General features: G+C 31.8%; 12 protein-coding genes. 8 read left to right on the forward strand and 4 right to left on the reverse strand.

Annotated elements, in window-relative coordinates; all coding sequences use genetic code 11:
• Positions 1 to 27: 27 nt before the first annotated feature.
• From FOF46_RS13175 to FOF46_RS13200, 6 genes are all read left to right on the forward strand, one after another.
• The gene (locus FOF46_RS13175) at positions 28 to 1,278 is read left to right on the forward strand and encodes a hypothetical protein (protein WP_109435542.1); all 1,251 of its coding nucleotides are present in this window, start codon (positions 28 to 30) and stop codon (positions 1,276 to 1,278) included.
• Between the two features lie 67 nt (positions 1,279 to 1,345).
• Positions 1,346 to 1,789, forward strand: coding sequence for a hypothetical protein (locus tag FOF46_RS13180; RefSeq protein WP_109435543.1), 444 nt, complete (start codon positions 1,346 to 1,348; stop codon positions 1,787 to 1,789).
• A gap of 517 nt (positions 1,790 to 2,306) precedes the next feature.
• The gene (locus FOF46_RS13185) at positions 2,307 to 3,581 is read left to right on the forward strand and encodes a hypothetical protein (protein WP_109435544.1); all 1,275 of its coding nucleotides are present in this window, start codon (positions 2,307 to 2,309) and stop codon (positions 3,579 to 3,581) included.
• A 58-nt stretch (positions 3,582 to 3,639) separates the two neighbouring features.
• Positions 3,640 to 4,080: a hypothetical protein gene (locus tag FOF46_RS13190; protein ID WP_109435545.1), complete on the forward strand. Its 441-nt coding sequence runs from the start codon at positions 3,640 to 3,642 to the stop codon at positions 4,078 to 4,080.
• Between the two features lie 128 nt (positions 4,081 to 4,208).
• On the forward strand, positions 4,209 to 4,841 hold the full coding sequence (locus tag FOF46_RS13195) for a LysE family transporter (RefSeq protein WP_143916755.1): 633 nt from the start codon (positions 4,209 to 4,211) through the stop codon (positions 4,839 to 4,841).
• 105 nt (positions 4,842 to 4,946) lie between these two features.
• Entirely contained in the window at positions 4,947 to 6,404 is a 1,458-nt protein-coding gene (locus FOF46_RS13200; protein ID WP_143916756.1) for a pyridoxal phosphate-dependent decarboxylase family protein, read from the forward strand.
• On the opposite strand, the gene FOF46_RS13205 is transcribed toward FOF46_RS13200, so the two are convergent.
• Positions 6,401 to 7,195 carry a DUF2797 domain-containing protein gene (locus tag FOF46_RS13205; RefSeq protein WP_143916757.1) on the reverse strand — a complete coding sequence of 265 codons (795 nt, stop codon included), beginning with the start codon at positions 7,193 to 7,195 and terminating at the stop codon, positions 6,401 to 6,403. The two genes, FOF46_RS13200 and FOF46_RS13205, sit on opposite strands and share 4 nt — an antisense overlap.
• A gap of 115 nt (positions 7,196 to 7,310) precedes the next feature.
• Between FOF46_RS13205 and FOF46_RS13210 the strand changes: the two genes are divergently transcribed.
• Together FOF46_RS13210 and FOF46_RS13215 are read left to right on the forward strand one after the other, a co-directional pair.
• Positions 7,311 to 8,852: a GH3 auxin-responsive promoter family protein gene (locus FOF46_RS13210; protein WP_143916758.1), complete on the forward strand. Its 1,542-nt coding sequence runs from the start codon at positions 7,311 to 7,313 to the stop codon at positions 8,850 to 8,852.
• Between the two features lie 233 nt (positions 8,853 to 9,085).
• Positions 9,086 to 9,406: a hypothetical protein gene (locus tag FOF46_RS13215; RefSeq protein ID WP_143916759.1), complete on the forward strand. Its 321-nt coding sequence runs from the start codon at positions 9,086 to 9,088 to the stop codon at positions 9,404 to 9,406.
• A 110-nt stretch (positions 9,407 to 9,516) separates the two neighbouring features.
• Here FOF46_RS13215 and clpX read toward each other — a convergent pair whose 3' ends face one another.
• The 3 genes from clpX to tig form a co-directional block, all read right to left on the reverse strand.
• Positions 9,517 to 10,749 carry an ATP-dependent Clp protease ATP-binding subunit ClpX gene (gene clpX / locus FOF46_RS13220; RefSeq protein WP_109435551.1) on the reverse strand — a complete coding sequence of 411 codons (1,233 nt, stop codon included), beginning with the start codon at positions 10,747 to 10,749 and terminating at the stop codon, positions 9,517 to 9,519.
• A 94-nt stretch (positions 10,750 to 10,843) separates the two neighbouring features.
• Entirely contained in the window at positions 10,844 to 11,518 is a 675-nt protein-coding gene (clpP, locus tag FOF46_RS13225) for an ATP-dependent Clp endopeptidase proteolytic subunit ClpP (RefSeq protein ID WP_109435552.1), read from the reverse strand.
• Positions 11,519 to 11,620: 102 nt separating this feature from the next.
• Positions 11,621 to 12,943, reverse strand: coding sequence for a trigger factor (gene tig / locus FOF46_RS13230; protein ID WP_109435553.1), 1,323 nt, complete (start codon positions 12,941 to 12,943; stop codon positions 11,621 to 11,623).
• Between the last annotated feature and the right edge of the window lie 33 nt (positions 12,944 to 12,976).

Consider the following 12,976-nt stretch of genomic DNA (forward strand, 5'->3'; position numbering starts at 1 on the left):
TTAAAACTATCACCAAAAGATTAAATCATGAAAAAAATATACATAATTACCGGATTATTACTTTTAGCCATTTCCTTCAATGGATTTTCTCAAAATGATATTTTTAGTATGAAATGGTTAAGAGGATGGACTAATTTCGAACCAAATAAAACCGACTATGAAGATTACGATAAAGTATTACCAAATATAATATCCGAAGATACTTTTTTAAGAAGCGATCTGGTATATCTTATGTCGGGTGATATTTATGTAACTAATAATGCTACCCTTACAATACAAGAAGGTACCGTATTAAGAGGTGATGTTGAGAATTCTGCTAATCTGATTGTAACCAGAGGAGCTAAACTTATTGCTAATGGCAGTAAGGCTTATCCTATTGTCTTTACATCTAACAAGTCTCCTAATTCAAGAAGTCATGGTGATTGGGGAGGTATTACAATTATAGGTTCAGGAAATGCTTACAGCACAGAAGGAGAAGGAGTAATCAAAGGAAAATTTGATCCCCTTTACACTTCTTATGGAGGAACAAATGAAAATGAAGAAACAACAGTGTTAAGATTTGTAAGAATCGAATACGCAGGCAAATCAACAAACGGACTTTCATTATATGCATTAGGAAAGAAATCTATAATGGAAAATATAATGATTAGCTATTCTGCTGACGATTCTTTTCAATGGACTGGCGGTGAATCTGTTTCTAAAAATCTAATATCCCTTAAATCGAGTGATGACGATTTTGATTTTACTCAAGGCCATACATCAGAATTAATAAACATTCTTGCTATTAGACATCCATACATTACGAGTGATAATGGTTCTTACGCCGTCGAAATTGATGGTTATGACAATAAAGTTGGATTTAAGAATACAAAAAAGTTAACCACCGTAGATATAACGGGAGCAACTTTAATATCATTGACTGATCAAATGAATTATAGCCATTCTAGAGCTGCTATATCGGTTAACAATCTTGCTGAACTTTATATTAATGATTCGACTATTTCTGGCTTTTCTGATGTAGTTCGATTAGATAAAACTTTTTCTACTCTAAAAATGGTTGACCATGCATTTAAAATGGATAATAGCTTTTTAAATGTTCATAAAGAAGGTGTCTATACTGAAAATAAAATAGCAAACGCTACTTTTTATTTACTTAAGTACAATCGTTTTACTAAGACTTTTCAAAATCCTGAAGAATTGTTTGAAGATCCTTTTGATAAAGGCAATCCAAAATTCACATTAAAGAATTCATTAAATAACTATATGGTAATTCAATAAACGTATATCATTTTTAAAAAATCTAACAACTAGAATAAACAACTTACCTGATTATAATACTACTAACATGAAAAAACTAACTACTATAGTATTACTATTACTAAGCATTACTTCAATAAATGCCCAAACAAAAAATCAAAGATCAGTCTTGTACACTCCTGATAAATTAGTCACAAGGTTTCATACTATTGACGAATTACAAGAACTTAATAAGGGAGCTTTAATTCAGCTGTATTTAGAAAGAACTAAAGAAATATTTATTGCAATACCGTATCTATCCCTTACTAATACCGCAGGAACAACACTAAGTGATCTTGGTATTGAAGAAAGCTCTGAGAATATCAAAGTGGTTGAAAAAAATATCGAGATAGCTCGTAGAGCCTTTGAATATACAGAAAACACGGTCAAAAAACTTGTTCCATATTCGGATACAAGTGATATAATTTGGTCAATTCTATATTTTGAAGAGATGATAAAAAAAATGCGTTTAGGACCAAATGGAAACAACTAAACCGTAAGACATGTACAACTTTTATGTACTCATAAAAAAACAGCGCCGATAAGTGCTGTTTTTTTATAAGTACACCTCAAATAAAGAGTCTTAAAAAGTTACATTTTTATCACAAAAAACACCATTTTAAGATAATTTTTGAATAATTAGTGTTAAAAATACTCGTTTTTTTAACGATTAAACACCTTTTCAAAGAAGATAATTGAGCATAAAAAGGTTCAAAATGAGGGGAAAAGACCCCTTTTTTGTCAAAAACCTTTAACATTTACAAATTACTTTCAGCATTTACAACAAAAACACCTAAACAACCTAATTTACTGATATTAAGATCAATAAATATTTATCTAGTAGGAATTTTACTCATAATATTTTACTAATTTAAGTTAAAATAACGACCAACGTACAAAGTTTACGGTAAACACGTAACCAACTTTGATCCAAACTCCCATATCTTAGTATTCCGAAAAATTGAGAGAAAGAAATTTCTTCCAAAAGTTTAACCCCAAAATAACCTATTATGAAAAAAAGATGTTTTCTTTTAACAGCTTTTGTATTACTATTATTTCCTTTTTTAACCACAGCACAAGATTTTAGCGAGAATAACGATGGATGGACTAAAGGCTGGACAAGCTTTGCTCCTAACAAAGTAGACTATCCAGAAGCCGATGAGAAATTACCTAACGTTATTTCTAATCATACTTATTTAACAAATGATAGCGTTTACTTAATGTCTGGAGATGTATATGTTACTCCAGGTGCATCATTAACAATACAAGAAGGAACTATAATCCGTTGTGATTATGAGAATCCTGCAAATCTTATTGTCTCTAAAGGGGCTAAATTAATCGCAATTGGATCAAAAGCGTATCCTATTGTATTTACATCTAGTAAAGCATCTAAATCAAGAAACAGTGGAGATTGGGGTGGTATAACTATTGCTGGATCTGGAAAAGTAAATACTGTTTCTGGAAATGGTATAATCGAGGGGAATTTCAATCCTCAGTATTCTGTATATGGAGGAAATATGCCAGACGAGGAAACTACAATTTTAAGGTATTTAAGAATTGAATTCTCTGGTAATACAGCTAAGAGAAAAAAAGGCACAAGTGGATTATCACTTTATGGTATTGGCACCACATCAATCATAGAAGATATCATGGTTAGCTATTCAGGTCAAGATTCATATAACATTCATGGAGGAAAAAACAGTATAAGAAACCTAATATCTCTTAAAGCCCAAAAGAATGATTATCATATCTCAGAAGGGTTTAAAGGAACATTAAGCAGTATCATCGCAGTACGTCACCCATACATTAATAGCCCTCAAGGATCTTATGCCATAGAAGTAGATGGTTATAATAAAGAACTTGGTTACATAAGACCAAATACTGTAACAGATGTTACTATTAGCAATGCAACGCTGGTAAATCTATCTGACAAAACTAACTATCAACATACAAGCGCAGCTATTTTTGCATCAAACTCTGCTCTAACGTATATTCACAACTCTAAGATATCTGGTTTCTCTGATGTTGTAAAATTTGATAAATCATTTACATCATTAGCGGTAATGCAAAAAGCATTTATGATGGATAATAGCTTTTTTAATATTCATGGCGAAGGCGTAGACTCGAGCAACAAAACAATTAACAACACTTTAGATATTTTAAAATATAATAGGTTTACAAAAAGCTTTGTCGAAGTTGCTAACCTATTTAGTGATCCGAATAATTCAATATCTCCAAAATTTAAACTGAAGCAGTCTTTAAACAATTATATGGTAATGCAATAAAAAATGTGAACTGATTTATATAATAGGGTCAATTCAACACTATAATTTAGTATACACTATGTCAAAAATTTTAACAAGCTTTATTTTATTTATAACAACAAGTATAACTTTTGGGCAACAAGCGAACCCAGCTGTATTTTTTACCCAAAGAGATCAAATCAATAAATTTCATACCATAAGCGATCTTCAATCATTAAAAAAAGGAGAACTAATTAATTTGTATCAAGATCGAGTAAAAGAAATCATGACGATACTACCATTCTTATCACTCACCAATGAAGCCGGTGTTCGATTAGGTGATATTGGTATTAAAGAAGATTCAAGGCACCTTAAAGTTCTAAAAAACACTACAGAATCGATACGTGATAATCTGGAAACAATAGACACAATGGTCGAAGAATTAATTCCATACGCTGATACCGAAAAAATTATATCGACGATTTTATATTATGAAGAAATCATAAAAAAAATAAGAATCGGAGTCGACGGAAATTTTTAAAAATAAATTAGTAATGTATTCAAATTATCATTTTTACTAAGGGTAGATATAGAAGCGACAATTGTCGCTTCTATTTTTTTATAAAACAAAATATGTAAGATTATTATATTTGCAACTACTAATCAACCATGATACTATTATATCTTCTATTTGGAATTCTTATTGCTATAGTAGGTGCTTTACCTCTTGGGGCAGTTAATTTAGCCGTTATCAATACTTCTATAAAAGAAAGTATCAGAAACGCATCATACATAGCTTTGGCTGCAGGAATTGGTGAAGTAGTACTCGCTCTCTTTGCTTTACACTGTAGTATGGAATTATCAGATTTTTTTCTGGCAAACCAATGGATCCAAATCGTATTTATTTTTCTTTTCTTTAGTATCGGATTATATTTTTTAATTTTCAAAACCAAAACAAACACAAAAAATAATACCAGGAAAATAAAAATATCCAGCTCCAAATTTCTTACCGGATTTTCTCTATCTATATTAAACCCACCTGTAATTATCTATTGGATTTTAGCTATTTCATTAGTAGACAAGTATATTTTTGATCTCACTAGTCAAAACCCTTTAACATCTCTTTTTCTTTTCTTTTTTGGTATATATTTGGGTAAAATAGGAACATTATATTTTTATGGAAGATGGGGAAATAAAATGGCCCAAAAATCCGAGGATTCTAAAAACAAACTATCCAAAATCATTGGAATAGTATTAGTAACTCTCTCTATTTTTCAAGGCATTAATTTCTTAGTTGGATAAAATCTCTCTTTACTATTAAAATACCATTTTTTTAAAAGATTATACAAGTAAATTCTATTTAAGTATCCTACTTTTGTTATTCTGTACGATAAAAATGGCAACAAGATGATCAAAGATAACCTCAATTCTACACTAAAGCTGTCAAAAGAAGAAATGCAACAATATGGATATAAAATCATAGATCATATTGTAGAACATTTTGAAAATCAGAATTCAAAAAAACCAGTTACGATGGCATCACGAGAGGAGATGGATGCTCTATTGACAGAACAGATTCCTGATCAACCCACACCTGCAAACGAGGTTTTAGATTTTGTAATGGATCAGATTATTCCGCATAGCAATATAGTATCACATCCAAAATCATATTCGTTTGTTCCTGGACCAAGTAATTACATAAGTGCAATGGCTGATACAATTGCTACTGGCTTTAATATATTTTCGGGAGGTTGGGCAGCATCTCCAGCAGCGGCTGAACTAGAAATAATAACGATGAACTGGTTGCTGGATGTTTTTGGTTTTCCTACCAAAAAAGGAGGAGGTATATTCACCAGCGGAGGCTCGATGGCTAATCTTACGGCATTAGCTACCGCAAGAAGAATACGATGCGGAGATGATTTTTCAAAAGCTATAATTTATCTTTCTGATCAAGCCCATTCTTCAAATATAAAGGCAATCAAAGTACTTGGATTCAAAAAAGAACAAATTCGTATCATTCCAACTGATATGGAATTTAAAATATCCATAAACAAATTAAAAAATGCAATTGCCAGAGATCGTTTAGAAGGATTGCAGCCTTTTTGTATTATTGCCTCTGCCGGAACTACAAATACGGGAACAGTAGATCCTTTAAACGATATTGCTACCATATGTGAAAGAGAGCATCTATGGTTACATATTGATGGTGCTTATGGCGGAGCGGCAATTTTAGCCAATACAGGAAAGACTCTTTTAAATGGAATTGAAAGAGCAGATTCTTTAACTGTAGATCCACATAAATGGTTTTATCAACCTTATGAAATAGGGTGTCTATTAGTTAAGGATCATAATTGGTTAAGCAGCACTTTTAGCGAAAAACCAGAATACCTCAGAGACATAGAAGGAAATGAATCTGAAATTAATTTTTATGATCATGGTATTCAATTAACGCGTCGTTTTCGTGCCTTAAAGTTTTATATGTCCTTAAAAACATTTGGCTTAAATTCTTTTAGAAAAGCTATTCAATACAACATAGATCTTGCCGAGCAGACAGAGGATATTTTAAGAAGGAGCAGTCACTGGGAAATTACATCCCCCGCTACACTTGCCATAATTAACTTCAGATACAATCCAATAGGTCAACATTTATCAGAAAAAGAGCTAGATCAGATTAATCAGAATATTTCAAATAAAATAGTTACTTCGCGAGAAGCATTATTAGTTACTACCATATTACAAGGTCAAATTGTTCTAAGAATGTGTTTAATAAATCCTAGAACAACTATAGAGGATATAAAAGATACACTAGAAAAATGTGAAATTCACGGAAAAGAGGAGCTGGTAATTATACAGCAATCCTGTTAAGAAATTGTCAAACTCACCACATACCCTTCGTTATTTCTTACGTTAAAGACCGTATTATCTTCAAAAATGAGATACTGGCCTTTAATTCCCTTAAGAATTCCCGAAAATTCTGGTGTTTTCTCAAGATTTAAGCTTTTTAACTTATCCGGATATCGAAGTACAGGAAAATGAAGTTGTGTTTCTTTTCCATTTTCAATAAAATATTCTTTAACCTCATCAGGAACAAAATTTTTGATTTTATTTTTAAATGCAATCAAATCTTCATCGACCACTTCATTCTTAAGCATTGTTCTCCAATTTGTTTTATCGGCTACTTGTTCTTTTAATGCTACTTCTGTAATCCCTGCCAAGTATCTATTTGGCACTTCTACAATCTCTATAGCTTCATGCGCGCCCTGATCTATCCATCTAGTAGGCACTTGAGATTTTCGGGTTACTCCTACTTTGACATTACTAGAATTTGCTAAATACACTATATGAGGTTGAAGTTGAGCCTTTTTTTCAAAATCCAGATCTCTATCTTCTATACCTAAATGTGCAGTACTTAATTCTGGCCTCATAACCCAATCTCCTACCTGAGGCTGATTATAGAAATCATCATAACAATATCCTTGTCTAAATATTTTTTTATTCTCGCCACAAGCAAGACATTTGTAACCCACAAATTCTATTTGTATTTTTTTATTTAATAATTGATTAACTTGTATAAAATCAGACTCAAAAATCAAATAGTATTGAATAGGATCTCCTATTTCTGTCTGCATCTTAGTAAGTACTCCCTGATATTGCATAAAATTTTGTTATATAACAAGCTTATAAGAAGAATGTAATTATTTTTATTATTTTAGTTGACAACAACCAAAGATAAGGTATACCGAGTACACCTGTTTAAATATACATCAAAAAATGCCAATCCCATTAGTTAATTCTATTGCCAGCTGGTTCTTGAAAAAACGTTTTCATCAAATGGAGCTTTTTCTCAAATACCCTAATGAAGTACAACTAGAGTTATTACATGTACTTTTAGATATGGCAAAAAGTACGGAAATTGGAAAAGCTTATGATTTTGCAACAATAAACAATTACGAAATTTTTAAAGAACGTGTTCCAATACGATCTTATGAAGATTATGAAGCTATGATCGAAAGAAGTCGTTTAGGAGAACATAATATTTTTTGGCCCACGCCTATCAAGTGGTTTGCAAAATCCAGTGGTACAACAAGTGCTAAAAGCAAATTTATTCCGGTTAGCGAGGAGTCCTTAGAAGATTGCCACTTTGCGGCGGGTAAAGATCTTTTATGTATGTACCTTAACAATAATGAAGATTCTAAACTGTTTACTGGCAAAAGCTTAAGATTGGGAGGTAGCAAAGAGTTGTATAAAGAAAATGGAACGTCTTTTGGAGATCTTTCTGCCATTATTATCGACAATATGCCATTTTGGGCAGAGTTTAGCTCTACTCCTAGTAATGAGGTTTCTCTAATGAGCGATTGGGAATTTAAAATGCAGGCCATTGTTAATGAAACCATTCAGGAAAATGTAACAAGCCTAGCTGGTGTTCCCTCATGGATGCTGGTTTTACTTAACCAAGTACTAGAAACCACTGGAGAAGAAAGTCTTTTTGAAGTTTGGAATAATTTAGAAGTATATTTTCATGGAGGGGTTAATTTTGCTCCTTATAGAGATCAATATGACAAAATCTTGCCAAAAAGCTCTTTTAAATATTATGAAATATACAATGCTTCTGAAGGCTTTTTTGCAATTCAAGACCATAACGACTCCTCAGAACTATTATTAATGCTGGATTATGGGATATTTTATGAATTTATCCCAATGGATTCTTATGGAACCAATAATGAAAAAGTTATTCCACTAAGTGAAGTAGAAATTGGGAAAAACTATGCAGTAATTATAACTACAAATGCCGGGTTATGGCGTTATAAAATTGGGGATACTGTACGATTTACATCAATCTCACCATATAGGATTAAGGTATCAGGAAGAACCAAACATCATATTAATGTTTTTGGAGAAGAGCTTATCATAGAAAATGCAGAAGAAGCCCTTAGAAAAACAACCAGAAGCACAAATAGTGAAATTGTAGATTATACCGTTGCTCCTATTTTTATGAAAGAAAAAGAGAAAGGTGCACATGAGTGGATTATAGAATTTAAAAAACGACCTAATTGTATTAAAGAATTTACAAATATCCTGGATCAAAATCTACAGCAAGCGAACAGTGATTATGAAGCCAAAAGATATAATAACACCACCCTAAACCTACTTCAAATAAGAGAAGCAAGACAGCATCTATTTTATGACTGGCTTAAAAAGAATAACAAATTGGGAGGACAACACAAAATCCCTAGACTATCGAATAAGAGGACTTACATTGAAGAACTAATTGAACTTAATCAAGTCAGCCCTATTGGCTCAATTATAAAATAACGAAACTCTTCATCAATTTGACTTTTTTTCAAGAAAACACAGACAAAAGAAGATGTGTTTTTACGGTTTAACCGTAAAAAAACTATGTAAGAATTGTCTTTTTTAACAAAATTATCAGTATTTCATCGTCCAAAAAATGCGTTTTATCTAAAAAATATAAAATCACTTTTTAGCGTCTTATTTTCATATTAAATTTGTTCTCAGATAGTTATAATTTTTCAAGACCCCATAATATGAAAACTACGATATCTTGCATTCTTTTTTTATTCCTAATTGCGGGAGTTACTGCACAAGAAATCAAAACTACAAACAACAATGATAAGGCAAGTGTAAACAATGACATTTCTTCATCTGATAAAGATTCAAAATCTGATGTTAATGTAACATCAGAAGAAGATGTTTGTCATGCAGAATTATCTAAAGTAGCATTTTATGAGGCTTTAATTCGTCAAAATGGATTTGATATCAACCTCAAAAAAAATAATATCATAGCATTAAAAAACACAGAAGATATTATTGCTAATAATAAAGAACGTATATCATACTCTGAATAGAAAATAGTAAACATCACATTAACTAATCAACCAACAAAAACACCGTTATACAATTGTATAACGGTGTTTTTTTATTCTATTTTTTTATATAAAAGCTACTAAACTATATACTAAGAAACTGCTTTAAGCTTCTTAATAGTAGATTTATTTAGTTTCTTTTCTGCATAATCTTTAGTTACTCTAAACTCAGTCTCTTCACTCTCTGGCATTTCATACATAGCATCTGTTAAAATCGCTTCACAAAGTGATCTTAAACCTCTTGCTCCAAGCTTATACTCCATTGCTTTTTCTACAATATACTCTAATGCTCCATCGGTAATCGAAAACGTAATACCATCCATCTCAAACAACTTCTTATATTGCTTTATAATAGCATTCTTAGGAGCAGTAAGAATTGATCTAAGCGTATCTGCATCTAAAGGGTTCATATATGAAAGAACCGGGAGTCGCCCTATAATCTCTGGGATTAATCCAAAATCTTTTAAATCTAACGGAATAATATACTGAAGCAAATTATCTTTTTCGATAGTATCCTCACTTTTTGAAGCACTATACCCTACTGCTTGCATATTTAATCGTTTCTGAATATTCTTTTCGATTCCATCAAATGCTCCTCCTGCAATAAAGAGGATATTTTCTGTATCTACTTCGATAAATTTCTGATCCGGATGCTTTCTTCCTCCTTTTGGCGGAACATTAACAACAGTACCTTCTAAAAGCTTTAAAAGTGCCTGCTGAACTCCTTCTCCAGAAACATCCCTGGTTATACTCGGATTATCACTCTTACGTGCTATTTTATCTATTTCATCAATAAAGACAATACCTCTTTGCGCTTTCTCAAGATTATAATCTGCGGCTTGTAATAATCTGGTAAGAATACTTTCTACATCCTCGCCTACATAACCTGCCTCGGTAAGCACAGTAGCATCCACAATTGCCAGAGGCACATTAAGCATCTTGGCAATAGTTTTTGCCATTAATGTTTTACCAGTACCTGTTTGACCAACCATGATAATATTGCTCTTCTGAATCTCTATATCATCCTCTGTTTGCGGCTGCAACAGACGCTTATAATGATTATATACTGCAACAGACATTATCTTTTTAGTAAACTCCTGTCCTATTACATACTCATCTAAGAACTTTTTAATTGCCATTGGCTTACGCAACATTAACTCATTGCTAAGTTCTCCTGTTTCTTCATCTTTGGCTTCCTCTACAACAATACCATGCGCCTGTACAATACAACGGTCACATATGTGAGCATCTAACCCAGCGATAAGTAAATTAGTTTCAGGTTTTTTTCTCCCACAAAAAGAGCATTCTAAGTCTTCTTTGGCCATAGTTATTTAGTTTCTATTTCATAACAATTCTTCTATCTTATTATACAACAAGTATAAAGGATAACTTCCCCTTTATAAGACAGAAAAAATCACATCATTCTCTAGTCAAAATTTCATCAATCATTCCGTATTCCAATGCTTTGTCAGCTTTCATCCAATAATCTCTATCACTATCTTGATAAACTTTATCGTAGGTCTGTCCAGAATGTTTGGCTATAATTTTATATAATTCTTCTTTTAATATTAAAATCTCACGTGCCGTAATCTCTATATCACTAGCTTGTCCCTGAGCACCTCCTAATGGTTGGTGAATCATAACACGACTATGCGGCAATCCTGAGCGTTTTCCTTTTTGTCCAGCGCATAATAACACAGCACCCATAGAAGCAGCCATACCTGTACAAATCGTTGCAACGTCTGGCTTTATGAATTGCATTGTATCATAAATACCTAAACCTGCATATACACTCCCGCCTGGAGAATTAATATATATCTGAATATCTTTTGTTGAATCTACACTTTCTAGGAATAATAATTGTGCCTGAATAATATTAGCCACCTGATCATTAATTCCTGTTCCCATAAATATAATACGATCCATCATTAACCGTGAGAAAACATCAAAAATAGCTATATTCATTTGACGCTCCTCAATAATATTAGGAGTCATTCCAGCTGGATACATACTACTTATAATATCACCATAGTAATTACTATTAACCCCATGATGTTTTGTAGCATATTTTTCGAATTCTTTACCGTAATCCATATTTCTTTTTCTGAAAATTTTATTTATAAAAAAGGCGTTAATCTAAAGATAGTTTAACGCCCTAAATATAAGTATAAATTCGTTAGTAAATTACAACATTTACTATTTGTAAACTTCTTTTATGAATTCATCAAAGCTAACTTCCTTCTCCTTTAATTTAGCATTTTCTTTAAAATAAGTAAGAAGTTTTTTACTCATCATTTGTTCAGAAATTCTTTTCACCTCATCTTGATTAGATAGTATTCTAGCCGCAATATCTTCTAATTCTTTATCCTCGGGTGAGTTTTGCCCAAACTGAGCCATTTGACCTTTAATCAACTCCTTTGCAAAGTCTTTTAATTCTTCAAAAGTTACTTGTAGATTATTATCATTAATTATTTTTCCTTCAATTAATTGATAACGCAATCCCTTTTCACTTTTTTCATACTCATCCTTAGCCTCATCTTCTGTTAAAGGTTGTTCTCCTGTGGCGCGAATCCATTTTTGTAAAAACTCAATTGGAAGATCAAATTTAGTATTCTCCAATACGTTTTCTGTTATATCATTAAGCAACTGTTGTTCTGATTGTTGCTCAAACTGACGCTCAGCATCTTCTTTTATCTTATTTCTAAGATCAGTAACCGTTTTTATAGTCCCTGGCCCATATAATTTATCAAATAAGTCCTGATCTAAATCAGCAAGCTCCTGAGTATTGATTTCTGAAACTGTAAAAACCACTTCTACATTTAAATCATGAGCATCATCGTGATTTATTTTTAAAGCACTGATTAGATCATGATCATCACTAAATAATCCTTTTGTTTTTACTTTTATAACATCACCAACTTTTGCTCCGATGAATTTATCTAAGTTTTTCTTTCCCTTGATTTTATCTAAAGAAACTGTAGTTGCATTATCAATCTCCTTTTCTTCATTAACAAAAGTACCAGCAATCAAATCATCTTTTTCTGCAGTATCCTTAGAAATAAGTTTACCATATTGTTTTTGGATGGTTTTGATCTGATTATCGATCATTTCATCATTTGCAACAATTTTATAATGTGTAATTGCTTTTTTACCATTAAGCTTAACTTCAAACTTTGGAGCTAATCCAAGTTCGAATTCAAAAGAATAGTTATCCGTATCCCAATTAAAATTTTCTTGTTCCTTTGGTAAAGGATTGCCTAAAACATCAAGTTTTTCTTCTGTAAGATACTTATTCAACGCATCTTGTAATAGCTTATTTACTTCATCGACTAAAACAGCTTTCCCATATTGCTTTTTAACAAGCCCCATAGGAACATGTCCTTTTCTAAACCCAGGGATGTTAGCATTTTTGCGATAATCACTAAGAATTTTATCTACTTTATCGCTATAATCTTCTTTAGCTATATCTACAGTTACTACAGCATTTAATTCGTCTAATTGCTCTTTTGAAATATTCATTATCTCTACGTTTACTACTAAAAATTGGGTTGC

The sequence above is a fragment of the Aquimarina algiphila genome (genome assembly GCF_007489275.1).
GTDB classification, from domain to species: Bacteria; Bacteroidota; Bacteroidia; order Flavobacteriales; family Flavobacteriaceae; genus Aquimarina; species Aquimarina algiphila.

Bases quoted from the DNA above. Each gene is read 5' to 3' on its own strand.
- FOF46_RS13175 (WP_109435542.1), top strand. From the start codon at position 28: ATGAAAAAAATATACATAATTACCGGATTATTACTTTTAGCCATTTCC.
- FOF46_RS13180 (WP_109435543.1), top strand. From the start codon at position 1,346: ATGAAAAAACTAACTACTATAGTATTACTATTACTAAGCATTACTTCA.
- FOF46_RS13185 (WP_109435544.1), top strand. From the start codon at position 2,307: ATGAAAAAAAGATGTTTTCTTTTAACAGCTTTTGTATTACTATTATTT.
- FOF46_RS13190 (WP_109435545.1), top strand. From the start codon at position 3,640: ATGTCAAAAATTTTAACAAGCTTTATTTTATTTATAACAACAAGTATA.
- FOF46_RS13195 (WP_143916755.1), top strand. From the start codon at position 4,209: ATGATACTATTATATCTTCTATTTGGAATTCTTATTGCTATAGTAGGT.
- FOF46_RS13200 (WP_143916756.1), top strand. From the start codon at position 4,947: ATGATCAAAGATAACCTCAATTCTACACTAAAGCTGTCAAAAGAAGAA.
- FOF46_RS13205 (WP_143916757.1), bottom strand. From the start codon at position 7,195: ATGCAATATCAGGGAGTACTTACTAAGATGCAGACAGAAATAGGAGAT.
- FOF46_RS13210 (WP_143916758.1), top strand. From the start codon at position 7,311: ATGCCAATCCCATTAGTTAATTCTATTGCCAGCTGGTTCTTGAAAAAA.
- FOF46_RS13215 (WP_143916759.1), top strand. From the start codon at position 9,086: ATGAAAACTACGATATCTTGCATTCTTTTTTTATTCCTAATTGCGGGA.
- clpX (WP_109435551.1), bottom strand. From the start codon at position 10,749: ATGGCCAAAGAAGACTTAGAATGCTCTTTTTGTGGGAGAAAAAAACCT.
- clpP (WP_109435552.1), bottom strand. From the start codon at position 11,518: ATGGATTACGGTAAAGAATTCGAAAAATATGCTACAAAACATCATGGG.
- tig (WP_109435553.1), bottom strand. From the start codon at position 12,943: ATGAATATTTCAAAAGAGCAATTAGACGAATTAAATGCTGTAGTAACT.